Raw genomic sequence first — 13,851 nt, 5'->3', positions numbered from 1 at the left:
CCCCTCAGGCCACCCGCGTCCCGCGGGGCAGCACGGCGTAGGGCACCTGCAGGCGCCGCGCGGCCAGCGCCGTCGCGCCCGCCCCGAGGAGCACCAGGGCCCCGAGGCCCCACGGCCACACCGCGCCGGCGGCGTCCGCCTCCTCCTGCTCGGCGAGGACGTCGTACGTCGTGAGGCCGCACCAGTCCTCGGAGTACGAGGGTCCGAGGCGCGCGGTCCGCACGCCCGTCCGCACCGCCGAGAGCGGGTCGAAGCGCTCGACGCCGTCGACCGTCGTCGTGTCCACCGGTCGCGGCGCGGCGTCGGCCAGGACGACGAAGGGGCTGACGGCGAGCAGGCCCCACGTGCGGTCGGTGCGCAGGACCGACTGGGTCTGCGTGCGCTGCACGCAGTCCAGCGGCTCGCCCTCCTCGGAGTACCGCGTGGGCTCGCGGACCGTGACGAGCGCGTCCTCCTCGACGAGCACGAGCGTCAGCGCGAAGAGCAGCGGCGCGAGGAGGGTGAGGACGGCGACCGTCACGTAGGTGAGCACGGCCGAGCCCACGGGCCGTGCGACGACGGCGGACCAGCCGAGACCCACCGCGCACACCGCCCCGAGCAGGACGGCCAGGACGACGAGCACGACCGCGCCGCGCAGCAGGCTCTCGCCGCCGGCGAGCACCGCCCACAGGAGCACGGGCGCCGCGGCGGCGAGCAGCGCCAGCGCGCAGAGCCACGCCGTGACGAGCTTGCCGAGGACGACGTCGAGAGGGCTGAGCAGCGTCACCTGCAGCGGGGCCAGCACCCCGGCGGCGCGGTCGCCGTTGATGCTCGTCGAGGTGAGCGCCGGCACGACGAGCAGGCCCATGCCGAGCACGAGGAAGGCGACGGCCGAGAAGAGGAGCGAGCCGACCTCGTCCTCGGCGCCCGAGGAGACGGCGGCCGCGTGGACGAGGGCGCTGACGCCGACGAGGACGCCGACCCACACGAGCAGGACGACGAGCCAGCGCGTGGCGCGCAGCCGCTGGCGCAGCTCGAGGCGGGCGACGGTGCGGACGCCGCGGGCGGACACCCGCAGGTCCGGGCGACGGCGCGGCGCGGACGCCGTCGCGGGCCGCTGGTCGAGGTCGGTCACCGCCGGCTCCCCTCGTCGAGCTCCAGGTAGGCCTGCTCCAGCAGCCCCGTCGCCGGGGCGAAGGACACGACGCCGACGCCGTCGGCCACGAGGCCGGCCAGCAGCCGGGCGGCGGACTCCTCGTCGGGGACGACGACGTCGATCCCGCCCTCCGCCGGCCGCGGCCGCAGCCCCCGGCCCTCCAGCGCCGCGAGCAGCTGCGCCGGCTCGAGGGCCCGCACCCGCCAGGGCCGCGGCCGCGACCCCGGGACATCGCTGCCGAGCCCGCCGACGCCGACGTCCTCCAGCACGTCGACGGTGCGGCCGCCGTTCATGAGGACGGCGCGGTCGGCCAGCTCGTCGAGCTCGCCGAGCACGTGCGACGAGACGAGGACCGCCACCCCCTCGCCGGCGAGGCGGCGCAGGGTGTCCCGCAGCTCGACGCGCGAGCGCGGGTCGAGCCCGGACGCCGGCTCGTCGAGGAGGAGCACCGCGGGGGAGTGGACGAGGGCGCGGGCCAGCCCGAGCCGCTGCTTCTGGCCGCGGGACAGCACGTGGGCGGGGGCGTCGGCGAGGTCCTCGAGGTGGACGAGCGCGAGGAGCTCGGCGACGCGCGCGGCCGACGCGGCGCGGGGCAGGCGGTGGGCGTCCGCCATCGTCGCGAGCAGCTCGCGGGCGGTGAGCGAGTCCCACGAGCCGAGGGAGTCGGGCATCCACCCCGTCCGGGCGCGCGCGCCGACGGGGTCGGCCACGAGGTCGACGCCGTCGAGCGTCACCGACCCGCGGTCGGGGGCGAGGAGGCCCGCGAGGACGAGCAGCAGCGTCGTCTTGCCCGCGCCGTTGGGGCCGACGAGCGCGGTGACGGAGCCGGGCGGGACGACGAGGTCGGCGGCGACCACGGCCACGCGGCCGCGGAAGGAGCGGGCGACGTCGTGGGCCACGAGCCCGCCGCCGCCCGGGCGCGGCGCCGCGGGAGGGGCCGGGTCGGGCCAGCGCGTCGTCGCCATGGCCGGACGCTAGCCCTCGGCCACCGCCGTGGGGAGGGGTGCGCGACATGCCGTCCCGCTGGCCGGGCGCCCCGGCCGGGCCGTCGGCCGGCGCCGCTAGGCTCCCCTCCCGTGGCGCTGGTGGTGCAGAAGTACGGCGGGAGCTCCGTGGCGGACGCCGAGGGCGTCAAGCGGGTGGCCCGGCGCATCGCCGAGACCCGGCGCAGGGGCGACGACGTGTGCGTCGTCGTCTCGGCCATGGGCGACTCCACCGACGAGCTGCTCGACCTCGCCCACCAGGTCTCCCCGCTGCCGCCGGCGCGCGAGCTGGACATGCTGCTCACCTCGGGCGAGCGCATCTCCATGGCGCTGCTGGCCATGGCCATCGCCAACCTGGGCCTCGAGGCGCGCTCCTTCACCGGCAGCCAGGCCGGCGTCATCACCGACTCCGTCCACGGCCGCGCCCGGATCATCGACGTCACCCCGGGCCGCATCCGCGCCGCGCTCGACGACGGGCACATCGCCATCGTGGCCGGCTTCCAGGGCGTCAGCCAGGGCACGAAGGACATCACCACGCTGGGCCGCGGCGGCTCCGACACGACCGCCGTCGCGCTCGCCGCCGCGCTCGAGGCCGACGTCTGCGAGATCTACACCGACGTCGACGGCGTCTTCACGGCCGACCCGCGGATCGTCCCCGCGGCGCGCAAGCTCGACACCGTCACGTACGAGGAGATGCTGGAGCTCGCCGCCTGCGGCGCGAAGGTGCTCATGCTCCGCTGCGTGGAGTACGGCCGCCGCTCCGGCGTGCCGATCCACGTGCGCTCCAGCTTCTCGTCCAAGCCCGGCACCACCGTCACCGGATCGATGGAGGACCTCCCCGTGGAGCAGGCGATCATCTCGGGCGTCGCGCACGACCGCAGCGAGGCCAAGATCACCGTGGTCGGCGTGCCGGACAGCCCCGGCAAGGCCGCCGAGATCTTCGAGGCCGTGGCCGCGGAGGGCGTCAACATCGACATGATCGTGCAGAACGTCGCCGCGACGACGGGCCGCACCGACGTCTCCTTCACGCTGCCCAAGGACGACGGCGCCCGCGCCGTCCAGCGGCTCACCGCCATCCAGGGCGCCGTCGGCTTCCAGTCGCTGCAGTACGACGACCAGATCGGCAAGCTCTCGCTCGTCGGCGCCGGCATGCGCAGCAACCCCGGCGTCTCCGCGCAGTTCTTCCGCGCGATGAGCAGCGCGGGCGTCAACATGGACATGATCTCCACCTCGGAGATCCGTATCTCGGTCGTGACCCGCGCGGAGGACCTGGACACCGCCGTCCGGACGCTGCACACGGCCTTCGACCTGGACAGCACCGACGGCGAGGCCGTCGTCTACGGAGGGACCGGCCGATGAGCAGCGCCAGCGACGCCACCACGCAGGCCCGGCAGGGCCGGCCCACCCTCGCCGTCGTCGGCGCCACCGGGGCCGTCGGCACGGTGATGCTCGGGATCCTGTCCCAGCGCCAGGACGTCTGGGGCGAGATCCGCCTCGTCGCCTCGGCCCGCTCCGCCGGCACCCGCCTGCGGGTGCGCGGCGAGGAGGTCGTCGTCCGGGAGCTGACGGCGGAGGTCTTCGACGGCGTCGACGTCGCGATGTTCGACGTCCCCGACGAGGTCTCCGCGCAGTGGGCGCCCGTCGCCGCCGCGCGGGGCGCGGTCGTCGTCGACAACTCTGGCGCCTTCCGGATGGACGCCGACGTCCCGCTCGTCGTGCCCGAGGTCAACCCGGCCCAGGTGCGCAACCGTCCGCGCGGGATCATCTCGAACCCCAACTGCACGACGCTGACGATGATGGACGCCCTCGGCGCCCTCCACCGCGGCTGGGGCCTCACCGAGCTCGTCGTCGCCTCGTACCAGGCGGCCTCCGGCGCGGGGCAGCCCGGCGTCGACCGGCTCTACGACGAGCTCGCCGTCGTGGGCGGGGACCGCACCCTCGGCCAGCGCTCGGGCGACGTCCGCCGCGCCGTCGAGGACAAGCTCGGGTCGGCGTCCTCGCCGTTCCCGGCGCCGCTCGCGCTCAACGTCGTCCCGTGGGCGGGGTCGCTGCGCGACGGCGGCTGGTCGAGCGAGGAGCTCAAGGTCCGCGACGAGTCGCGCAAGATCCTCGGGATCCCCGACCTCAAGGTCTCGGCCACGTGCGTCCGCGTGCCCGTCGTGACGACGCACTCGCTCGCCGTCCACGCGACGTTCCAGCGGCGGATCACGGTCGACCAGGCGCGCCAGGCGCTCATGGACGCGCCGAGCGTCGTCCTCGTCGACGACCCGGCCAACGGGGACTTCCCCACGCCGGCCGACGTCGTCGGCGCCGACCCCACCTTCGTGGGCCGCCTGCGCCAGGCGCTCGACTTCCCGAACACCGTCGAGCTGTTCGTCTGCGGCGACAACCTCCGCAAGGGCGCCGCGCTCAACACGGCGCAGATCGCCGAGCTCGTCGCCGCGGAGCTCAGCGGCCGCTGACGCCCGGTCGGTCCCCGCCCGTGCCGCTCGGGCGGGGACCGGCCGTCAGCCCGTCCAGCGGTAGCCGTTCTCCGGCCGCCCCGCCCGCCCGTACCGCGGGCGCACCTCGGCGAGCCCGACGTTCTCCAGGTGCTCGAGGTAGCGCCGCGCGCTGACCCGGGCCAGGCCGCACTCCTCGGCGAGCTCTGACGCCGAGACGTCGCCGTCGCCCGTGCCGGTGCGCCGCAGCGTCGTCGCGACGAGCTCGAGGGTCCGCTCGGACAGGCCCTTCGGCAGCCGGTCGCCGCGCAGCACCCGCTGCCGCGCCTGCAGGAGCCGGTCCACCTCGCCCTGGTCGAGGGGCCGCCCGCCGTCGCGCGCCCGGTCCAGCTGCCGCCGGTGCAGCGCGTACGCCTGCAGGCGGTCGGTGAAGGTCGACAGCGGGAAGGGCTTGACGAGGTAGTGGACGACGCCGCCGGCCATCGCGCCGCGGACGGTCTCGACCTCGCGGGCCGCCGTCACGGCGATGACGTCGACCGGGAGCCGCTGCGCCCGCAGCTGCTCGAGGACCTGGACCCCGGACATGTCCGGCAGGTGCACGTCGAGGAGGACGAGGTCGGCGCCGGTGCGGCGGACGACGTCGACGACCGGGGCGCCGCGGTGCACGACGGCGACGACGACGAAGCCCGGCACCTGCTCGACGTACCCGCGGTGGACCGCCGCGACGGCCACGTCGTCGTCGACGACGACGACGCGCAGCCGGTCGTCCGCCGGGCTCACCGGGCACCCGCCGCGACGGGCGCCGCGGACGCGGCCCCGCCGTCGGTGCCGCCGGTGCCGTGGGTGTCGCGAGGCCCGAGCCGGACCGTGACGCGGGCGCCGCCGAGCGGGGAGGTGCCCACGCGGGCCTCGCCGCCGCGCCGGTGCGCCACCCGGCGCACGAGCGCGAGACCGATGCCGCGGCCGTGGTGGTCGCCCGGTGCGTCCACGGCGGACGGGCCCGCCTTCGTCGACACCCCCACCTCGAAGACCCGCTCCCGCTCGGCCGGCGGGACGCCGGGGCCGTCGTCGTCCACCTGCACGAGGACGCCGTCCGCGTCCTCGGCGAGGAGGACGACCACCGCCCCCTCGGCGCCGACGGCGTCCACGGCGTTGTCGACGAGGTTGCCGACGACGGTGAGGACGTCGTCGTCCGCCGCGACGAGGGAGCTCGCCGGGTCCAGCTCGAGGGTGCTGCCGCGCTCGCGCACCACCGCGGCCTTGGCCATGAGCAGCGCCGCGGTGGCCGGGTCGGTGACGCCGTCGAGGGCGTCGCTGCGCAGCAGGTCGCCGCCCCGGCCGATGCGGCTGACGTACGCGCTCGCGTCGTCGGGGCGGCCCAGCTCGAGCAGCCCCTGGACGACGTGGAGCTGGTTGCGGAACTCGTGGGACTGGGCGCGGAGGGTGGCGGTGAGGCTGCGCTGCCCGTCGAGCTCCCGCATGGCCCCGGACAGCTCGGTGGAGTCCCGCAGCGTGAGGACGTCGGCGACCGTGCGCTCGTCGACGACCGCCCGGGTGCGGTTGGCCAGCAGCAGGCGCTCCCCGGCGAGGACCGGCTCGTCGGCCAGCTCGCGCGTGCCCTGCAGCAGCCCGACGACGTGCGCGTCGAGCACCTCGGCGGCGGGGGAGCCCGTGGGGTCGGCCGAGAGGTCGAGCAGCCGGCGGGCGGCGTCGTTGGCGAGGACGACGACGCCGCGGCGGTCCACGGCGAGGACCCCCTCGCGGACGCCGTGGAGCATGGCCTCGCGCGCCTGCAGCAGCCGGCCGATCTCCTCGGGCTCGAGGCCGTGGAGCCGGCGCCGGACGAGCCGTGCCACGACGAGCGAGGCGACGACGCCGAGCAGCGCCGCGCCGCCGATCCACGTGACGACGGCGGGGATGTCCTCGCGCAGGTCGTCCTGCAGCTCGCTCTCGAGGATGCCGACCGAGGCGGCGCCGATGACGGTGCCGTCCGGGGCCCGCACCGGCACCTTGGCGCGCAACGAGACGCCGAGGGTGCCCCGCTCCGTCCCGACGAAGGTCTCGCCGCGCAGGGTGCCGGACTGGTCGGTCGAGACGGGCTCGCCGATCCGGTCGGGGTCCGGGTGGCTGTACCGGACGCCCTCGGCGTCGGAGATGACGACGAAGGTCATGCCGGAGGCCTCGCGCAGCAGCTCGGCGAGGGGCTGCAGCGTCGCGGCGGGGTCGGCGTCGTCGAAGGCCTCGACGACGCTGGGCAGGGTGGCCGTCGACGTCGCGACGGACAGCACCTGCTGCTGGTAGGCGTCGCGGATCTGGTCCTCCTGCAGCCGCACGGCGACGGCGCCGGCGAGCACGAGGACGACGAGGACGACGCCGATCTGCAGCAGCGCGAGCTGCACACCCAGCGGCATCGACCGGCGCACGCGGGGAGTGTGCACCCTCGCCGCCCGCCGGCGCGCCCCTCACGGCGACCGCAACGACCGATACCACCGCTGCGGCCACAAGGGCCGGCGGCCGCCGGGCCGTCCCTACGGTCCGTCGCGACGCCGGAGTCACCGGCCCTCGACGAGGAGGACCCCCGTGAGCAGCACGACCACCACCCGCCGCACCCCCACCCGCACGGCCCGCCGCACCCGCGCCGCCGTGGCCGCCGCCGTGGCGACCGCCGCCGTCCTCGCGGGCTGCGGCACGACCGGCGGGACCACCGGCGCCTCCGCCGGCGGCGACGGCGCCGCGGAGGAGATCCGTCGCCTCGAGATCATGGCCCCGGCCGACCCGGGCGGTGGCTGGGACGCCAGCGCCCGCGCGCTCTCGGCGAGCATGGAGTCCGAGGGTCTCGTCGGCAGCACCCAGGTCACCAACGTCGGCGGCGCCGGCGGCACGGTCGGCCTGGCCGAGCTCTCCGGGGAGCGCAGCGAGGACTTCCTCATGGTCATGGGCCTCGTCATGGTCGGCGCCATCGAGACCAACGCCTCGCAGGCGACGCTCGCCGACACGACCCCGATCGCCCGGCTCACCGCCGAGGACGAGGTCGTCGTCGTCCCGGCCGCCTCGCCGTACGAGAGCATCGACGACCTCATCGCCGACATGCAGGCGCGCGGCGGGGACGTGTCCATCGCCGGCGGGTCCGCGGGCGGCACCGACCACATCCTCGCCGGGCTCATCGCGCAGGCCGGCGACGTGCCGATCGAGGACCTCAACTACATCCCGTTCTCCGGCGGTGGCGAGTCGCTCGCGGCGCTCATCGGCAACCAGGTGGACGCCGGTATCTCGGGCATCGGCGAGTACGCCGAGAGCATCGAGTCGGGCGACCTGCGGCCGCTGGCAGTCTCCGGCGCCGAGCCCGTCGAGGGCATCGACGCCCCGACCCTCACCGAGGCCGGCTACGACGTCGAGCTGAGCAACTGGCGCGGCGTCGTAGCGCCCCCCGGGATCAGCGACGAGGCGCGCGAGCGGCTCACGGCGCTCGTCGAGGAGACGCACGCCTCGGAGGCGTGGCAGGCCGAGCTGACGGAGCGGGGCTGGGAGGACACCTTCCTCGTCGGCGAGGAGTTCGACACCTTCCTCGCCGAGGAGGAGGTCCGCGTCCGCGAGGTGCTGACCGACCTCGGCCTCGTCCAGTGACGACCCCGACCCCTGCCCGCCCGGCGTCCGCCCCCGCGGCGGGCGCCCGGGCGGGCGCCCGGCCCCGGTGGCTGACGACCGAGCTCGTCCCTCCGGTGCTGCTGCTGGGCCTCGGCGTCGTCGTCGTGGCCCAGGCGGCGACGATCGCCGTGCCGGTCTCGGCCGGCACCGTCGGGCCGCGCGCTTTCCCCTACGCCGTCGGCGTGCTGCTCCTGCTCGTCGGCGCGGGCCTCGTCGTGCAGGTGCTGCGCGGCGCCCGCGCCGAGCTGGAGGACGGCGAGGACGTCGACGCCTCGCGCGGGACGGACTGGGCCACGGTCGGCAAGCTCGTCGCCTCGTTCGTCCTGCTCGCCCTTCTCGTCGAGCCGCTGGGCTGGCCCGTCGCCGCGACGGTCTTCTTCACCGGCACCGCGTGGTCCCTCGGCGCCCGGCCCTGGTGGCGTGCGGCGCTCGTCGGGCTCGTGCTCGCCGTCTCGACGTTCGTCCTCTTCACCCGCGTGCTCGGCATCTTCCTGCCGGCCGGACCGCTCGAGGCGGTGCTCGGTGGCTGACGAGCTCGGTCTGCTCGCCGACGGCTTCGCGACGGCGCTCCAGCCGGTCTACCTGCTGTACGCGCTCGTCGGCGTCACGGTCGGCACGGCGGTCGGCGTCCTGCCGGGCATCGGCCCGGCCATGACGCTGGCGCTGCTGCTCCCGCTGACGTACTCGCTCGAGCCCACGGCGGCGCTCATCATGTTCGCCGGCATCTACTACGGCGGCATGTACGGGGGGTCGACGACGTCGATCCTGCTCAACACCCCGGGCGAGTCCGCCTCCGTCGTCACGGCCCTCGAGGGCAACCAGATGGCGAAGGCCGGTCGTGGCGCGGCGGCGCTGGCGACGGCGGCCCTCGGCTCCTTCGTCGCCGGCACGGTCGCCACGGTGGCGCTGACGCTGCTCGCCCCCGTCGTCGCGAGGCTGTCCGTCCTGCTCGGCCCCGCCGACTTCGTCGCGCTCATGGTCCTGGCCTTCCTCACCGTCGCCGCCATGCTCGGCTCGTCGCCGCTGCGGGGCGTCGCGTCGCTGGGCATCGGCCTCTTCCTCGGCCTCGTCGGCACCGACAGCCTCACCGCGCAGCAGCGCTACACCTTCGGGGTCCCGGCGCTGGCGGACGGCGTCGAGGTCGTCGTCGTGGCCGTCGGCATCTTCGCCGTGGGTGAGGCGCTGCACGTCGCCTCGCGAATGCGTCGCGGACCCGTCCCGGTGATCCCCATCGGGGGACGTTGGTTCTCGCGCAGCGACTTCCGCCGCTCTTGGCCGGCCTGGCTGCGAGGTGCGGCGATCGGCTTCCCCATCGGCACGATCCCGGCCGGCGGTGCCGACGTCTCGACCTTCTTGTCCTACGCGACCGAGCGGAAGCTCTCGCGCCGCAAGGACGAGTTCGGCAAGGGCGCCATCGAGGGCGTCGCCGGCCCGGAGGCCGCCAACAACGCGGCGGCCGCGGGTGTGCTGGTCCCGCTCCTGACGCTGGGCCTGCCGACGTCGGCGACGGCGGCCATCCTCCTCGTCGCCTTCCAGAGCTACGGCATCCAGCCCGGGCCGCAGCTGCTCGAGGACGAGGCCCCGCTCGTGTGGGCCCTCGTCGCGAGCCTCTACGTCGCCAACGTGCTGCTGCTCGTGCTGAACCTGCCGCTCGTCAAGGTGTGGGTGAAGCTGCTGCGCATCCCCCGCCCCTACCTCTACGGCGGGATCCTCCTGTTCGCCTGCCTCGGCTGCTACTCCGTCGGGGCGTCCGTGACCGACCTCGTCCTGCTGGGCGCGCTCGGGCTGCTCGGGTGGGGCATGCGGGCCTTCGGCTACCCCGTGGCCCCGGCGGTGATCGGTCTCATCCTCGGGCCCATCGCCGAGGAGCAGCTGCGGCGGGCGCTCGCCATCAGCCAGGGCGACCCGACGATCCTCGTCTCGTCGCCGTTCTCCCTCGTCGTCTACGGCGCCCTCGTCGTCCTGCTCGTCCTCAGCGTCGTCCTGCGGCGCCGCGAGCGGCGGCTGGGCGAGGAGGTCCTCGCCACCACCGGCGGCCCCCTGGCCGGGGCGGGGAGCGCGCCCGACGGCGACGGCACCTCGAGCGCCCTCGTCGGGGCCCTCGTCCACGAGCCGGCGGACCTTCACCGCGCGTCCGGACCGTCGGCCCGCACGACCAGCACCCCCGGCGACGGCGACCGTCCCGCCGGCGACCACCGGGAGGACACGCGATGACCGTCGTCGTGGGCTACGTGCCCAAGCCGGCCGGCGAGGCGGCGCTGCGCGCGGCGCTCGACGAGGCCGACCGCCGCGGGGAGCCGTTGCACGTCGTCAACGCCAGCAGCGGCCAGTCGCTCGTGGACACGGCCTTCGCCGGCGAGGACGACCTGGCGCGGGTCCGCGCGCTCCTCGAGGAGGCCGGCGTCGAGCACACCCTCGACCAGCGTGTCGGCGACGGCGCGGACGGGGCGGACGCCGTCCTGCGCGCCGCCGAGGAGGTGGGGGCGTCCGCCGTCGTCATCGGCCTGCGGCGCCGCTCGCCCACGGGGAAGCTGCTGTTCGGCAGCGACGCCCAGAAGATCCTCCTCCAGGCGGACTGCCCGGTCATCGCCGTCAAGGCCTGACCCGGCCGCCTCCTCGACGGCCGGGACGCCGGAGGGCCCGGCACCCCTCGGGGTGCCGGGCCCTCCCGCGTCCGTGCGTCGGCGGCGTCAGGCCCCGCGCAGGCGGTAGCGCTCGAAGAAGTCCCAGATGATCCGCGAGGCGTCGACCTCCTGGGAGACGAGGCCGGGCCCGTGCGGCGGGCCGTCCGAGCCGGGCCACGTGTGGCCGCCGTCGGCGAGGTCGTAGAAGTGGACGGCCGCGCCCTGGCGGCAGCCGGTCCACGTCGTCAGCGTCACGTGCTCGGCGACCTGCGTCGTCCGCGGCCCGCGGCGGCAGTCGTCGAGGTCCGCCCACGTCTGCGCGGCGAGCGGCACGGTGTAGCCCCAGCGGAGGTCGCCGTTGCCGAGGTAGGGGTTCACGACGTCGGGACGGCCGTGGAAGGTGACGACCGGCACGGCCCGCTCCGGGCGGCAGTCCGCGGCCTCGGGGCGGGAGACGTCGGCGGGGTCCGGCCGGCCGGCCCGCAGGCCCGCGTTGGGCGCGATCGCCGCGACGCGGTCGGAGGCCTTGCAGCCCAGCGCCGACGCCATCCGCCCGCCGCCCGAGTGGCCGGTGGCGTACGTGCGACGGTCGTCGGTGCAGAAGCGCTCCGAGACCACGTCGATCACGTGGGTGAGGTAGGCGACGTCGTCGCGCGCCGTGGGCGGCGGCAGCTGGCCCGCCGTCGTCGGCACGCCGGGCACGTTCCACGCCCAGCTGCCGTCGGGGTCGGGCGGCGAGGCGGGCGCCAGCGGGATGGCCCCGCTGGGGTTGGCGACGACGAAGCCCTCGTCGTCGGCGACGTCCGCCATCCCGCTCACGCGGGCCTGCACCGGGCCGTTGGCGCTGCTGCCGTGCAGGTCGAGGACGAGCGGCACGCTGCGCCGCGCGTCGAGCCCGGCGGGCACGTGGACCTGCACGGGGTACGTGGTGCCCCCGAAGGCGACGTCGATCGTCGTCGTGCCCATGACGGCGGGGCGGGCGCACGCGGCGGACGTGGCCGGACGGCCGACGTCGTCCGCGGCGGCGGGCAGGGCCGCGCCCACCAGCGCGGACGCGGCGAGCGCCGCGGCGGCGAGGAGGGCAGGGGTGCGTGGGGGCGTCCGCATGGCGGGTCTCCTTCGACGGCCGGTGGGGCCCGGAGTCTGGTCCCGCGGGACGGACCCGGACAAGGGGGACGCACCGGCACCTCGTCGTCGTCGCCGCGGGCCGGGACGACGAAGGCCCGTGGTCAGCGGCGGCTGACCACGGGCCTCTCGTGCACCGGTCGGGGTGACAGGATTTGAACCTGCGACCTCTTCGTCCCGAACGAAGCGCGCTACCAAGCTGCGCCACACCCCGGTGGCCCGCCGGGCGTACCTGCCGGGCCGCGGGACAGCCTAGCCGAGGTCGGGGGGTGGCTCGCACACCCCTTCTCCGGGTCAGGCGGGGCGGGGGACGAGGCGCAGGAGGGTGGCCTCCGGACGGCACGCCACCCGGACGCGCGCGTGGACGGAGGCGCCGACGCCGGCGGACACGTGCAGCCAGGTGTCGTCGTCGCGGCCCGGGGCGAGCGGCGTGGGGGCGTCGACCGGCCCCACGCCGCTGCGCCACCGCGTGAGGCCTTTGACCGCGCGCCGGGGGACGTCGCAGTTGGTGACGAGCGCGCCGAACCCCGGCACGCACACCTGGCCGCCGTGGGTGTGGCCGGCGAGGACGAGGTCGAGGCCGTCGGCGGCCATCGGGTCGAGCACCCGGCGGTAGGGCGCGTGGACGACACCGAGCGCGACGTCGGCGCCCGCGGGCGGGGTGGTGCGGCGGACGTCGTCGTAGCGGTCGAGGCCGATGTGCGGGTCGTCGCTGCCCACGAGCGAGAGGTGGAGGCCGTCGACCTCGAGGTCGGCGCGGGCGTTGTCGAGGTCGACCCAGCCGCGGCGGCGGAAGCCGTCGACGAGGTCGGCTGTCGGCAGCTCCTCGCGGTCCGGCGTCAGCCGCGAAGGCCCTCGCAGGTAGCGGAAGGGGTTGGCGCGGCGGGGGCCGTATCGGTCGTTGCTGCCGAGGACGAAGACGCCGGGACGGTCCAGCAGCCCGTCGAGGGCCTCGAGGACCGTCGGGACGGCGCCCGCGCCCCCGAGGTTGTCGCCGGTGTCGACGACGAGGTCCGGCTCGAGGTCGGCCAGCTGCGCGACCCAGCGCCGGGTGCGCTCGTGCGCCGGCAGGAGGTGGAGGTCGGACAGGTGCAGGACGCGCAGGGGGCGCCGGCCGGGCGGGAGGACCGGCACCTCGACCCGGCGCAGGCGCGGCCGGTCGACCTCGTACGTGCCCCACGCCAGGGCCAGGGCGCCGGCCGCGGCGACGGCGCCCGTCGTCGCCGCGGCGGCCCGCAGCAGGGGGAGGGCGCGGGCGGTGGCGGCGGACGACGTCGGGGACGGCACGGCGCCAGTGTGCCGGGACGGCGGGCGGTCCCGCCGGTGTGCTGGGATCGGTCCATGAGCACACCCCCTCCCTCCCCGGCCGGCGGCCTCAAGGCGCGCCTGCAGGAGGACCTCACGACCGCCCTGCGGGCCCGCGACGAGCTCGTGCTGTCGACGCTCCGCATGGTGCTCACCGCCGTCCGCACCGCCGAGGTGGCGGGCACGACGGCGCGCGAGCTCTCCGACGACGAGGTGCTCGGCGTCCTGCGTGCCGAGGCGAAGAAGCGCCGCGAGTCGGCCACCGCCTTCGCCGACGCCGGCCGTCCCGAGCGCGCCGAGCGCGAGGCCGCCGAGGAGGGCGTCCTCGCCACCTACCTCCCGGCGCAGATGGACGACGACGCGCTGCGCGCCCTCGTCGCCGAGGAGGTCGCGCGGGCCGCCGGGGCCGGGCGCACCGGCATGGGCGCCATGGGCCAGGTCATGGGCGCGGTGCGCCCCCGCGTCGGCCAGCAGGCCGAGGGCGGCCGCGTGGCCGCCGAGGTGCGGCGCCAGCTGCAGGGCTGACGCGCCGCGCGCAGCGCCGCCGCACGGACGACGACGCCCCGGTCACCCGCTCGCGCGGGTGCCGGGGC

General features: G+C 76.4%; 13 protein-coding genes and 1 tRNA gene. 7 read left to right on the top strand and 7 right to left on the bottom strand.

All coding sequences use genetic code 11. The annotated features are described in order from the left end of the window. Nucleotides 1-4: 4 nt before the first annotated feature. Complete coding sequence (locus EDC03_RS03650; protein WP_123378875.1) at nt 5-1,114, bottom strand: ABC transporter permease; 1,110 nt, start codon at nt 1,112-1,114, stop codon at nt 5-7. After that, nucleotides 1,111-2,100 (bottom strand): ABC transporter ATP-binding protein, encoded by a 990-nt coding sequence (locus EDC03_RS03645; RefSeq protein ID WP_123378874.1) that lies wholly within the window; start codon nt 2,098-2,100, stop codon nt 1,111-1,113. Before EDC03_RS03645 ends, EDC03_RS03650 begins: the two co-directional genes overlap by 4 nt. Before the next feature lie 111 nt (nt 2,101-2,211). Here EDC03_RS03645 and EDC03_RS03640 point away from each other — a divergent pair, with 111 nt between their 5' ends. After that, entirely contained in the window at nt 2,212-3,477 is a 1,266-nt protein-coding gene (locus EDC03_RS03640) for an aspartate kinase (RefSeq protein ID WP_123378873.1), read from the top strand. Next, nucleotides 3,474-4,580: an aspartate-semialdehyde dehydrogenase gene (locus EDC03_RS03635; protein ID WP_123378872.1), complete on the top strand. Its 1,107-nt coding sequence runs from the start codon at nt 3,474-3,476 to the stop codon at nt 4,578-4,580. Before EDC03_RS03640 ends, EDC03_RS03635 begins: the two co-directional genes overlap by 4 nt. 45 nt (nt 4,581-4,625) lie before the next feature. Here EDC03_RS03635 and EDC03_RS03630 read toward each other — a convergent pair whose 3' ends face one another. Together EDC03_RS03630 and EDC03_RS03625 are read right to left on the bottom strand one after the other, a co-directional pair. Then, nucleotides 4,626-5,339, bottom strand: a complete 714-nt coding sequence (locus tag EDC03_RS03630; RefSeq protein ID WP_123378871.1) for a response regulator — start codon at nt 5,337-5,339, stop codon at nt 4,626-4,628. Next, a complete protein-coding gene (locus EDC03_RS03625; protein WP_241967019.1) occupies nt 5,336-6,982 on the bottom strand; it encodes an ATP-binding protein in 1,647 nt (548 codons plus the stop codon). Before EDC03_RS03625 ends, EDC03_RS03630 begins: the two co-directional genes overlap by 4 nt. A gap of 157 nt (nt 6,983-7,139) precedes the next feature. Here EDC03_RS03625 and EDC03_RS03620 point away from each other — a divergent pair, with 157 nt between their 5' ends. The 4 genes from EDC03_RS03620 to EDC03_RS03605 are packed head-to-tail and all read left to right on the top strand — an operon-like array spanning nt 7,140 to nt 10,807. After that, on the top strand, nt 7,140-8,183 hold the full coding sequence (locus EDC03_RS03620) for a Bug family tripartite tricarboxylate transporter substrate binding protein (RefSeq protein WP_123378870.1): 1,044 nt from the start codon (nt 7,140-7,142) through the stop codon (nt 8,181-8,183). Next, the gene (locus EDC03_RS03615) at nt 8,180-8,734 is read left to right on the top strand and encodes a tripartite tricarboxylate transporter TctB family protein (protein ID WP_123378869.1); all 555 of its coding nucleotides are present in this window, start codon (nt 8,180-8,182) and stop codon (nt 8,732-8,734) included. Before EDC03_RS03620 ends, EDC03_RS03615 begins: the two co-directional genes overlap by 4 nt. Continuing rightward, nucleotides 8,727-10,418: a tripartite tricarboxylate transporter permease gene (locus EDC03_RS03610; RefSeq protein WP_241967018.1), complete on the top strand. Its 1,692-nt coding sequence runs from the start codon at nt 8,727-8,729 to the stop codon at nt 10,416-10,418. Before EDC03_RS03615 ends, EDC03_RS03610 begins: the two co-directional genes overlap by 8 nt. Further along, nucleotides 10,415-10,807: a universal stress protein gene (locus EDC03_RS03605; RefSeq protein WP_123378868.1), complete on the top strand. Its 393-nt coding sequence runs from the start codon at nt 10,415-10,417 to the stop codon at nt 10,805-10,807. Before EDC03_RS03610 ends, EDC03_RS03605 begins: the two co-directional genes overlap by 4 nt. An 87-nt stretch (nt 10,808-10,894) precedes the next feature. On the opposite strand, the gene EDC03_RS03600 is transcribed toward EDC03_RS03605, so the two are convergent. The 3 genes from EDC03_RS03600 to EDC03_RS03590 form a co-directional block, all read right to left on the bottom strand. Next, the gene (locus EDC03_RS03600; RefSeq protein WP_123378867.1) at nt 10,895-11,935 is read right to left on the bottom strand and encodes a CE1 family esterase; all 1,041 of its coding nucleotides are present in this window, start codon (nt 11,933-11,935) and stop codon (nt 10,895-10,897) included. A 158-nt stretch (nt 11,936-12,093) separates the two neighbouring features. After that, nucleotides 12,094-12,167, bottom strand: a tRNA-Pro gene (locus EDC03_RS03595). Nucleotides 12,168-12,247: 80 nt separating this feature from the next. Continuing rightward, nucleotides 12,248-13,240 carry a metallophosphoesterase gene (locus EDC03_RS03590; protein ID WP_241967017.1) on the bottom strand — a complete coding sequence of 331 codons (993 nt, stop codon included), beginning with the start codon at nt 13,238-13,240 and terminating at the stop codon, nt 12,248-12,250. A 54-nt stretch (nt 13,241-13,294) separates the two neighbouring features. Here EDC03_RS03590 and EDC03_RS03585 point away from each other — a divergent pair, with 54 nt between their 5' ends. Further along, entirely contained in the window at nt 13,295-13,783 is a 489-nt protein-coding gene (locus EDC03_RS03585) for a GatB/YqeY domain-containing protein (RefSeq protein ID WP_123378866.1), read from the top strand. The last annotated feature ends 68 nt before the right edge of the window (nt 13,784-13,851 follow it).

Source organism: Pseudokineococcus lusitanus (assembly GCF_003751265.1).
GTDB classification, from domain to species: domain Bacteria; phylum Actinomycetota; class Actinomycetes; order Actinomycetales; family Quadrisphaeraceae; genus Pseudokineococcus; species Pseudokineococcus lusitanus.
Note: the sequence above shows the minus strand (reverse complement) of the source record. Positions and strands in the feature narration are given on the sequence as shown.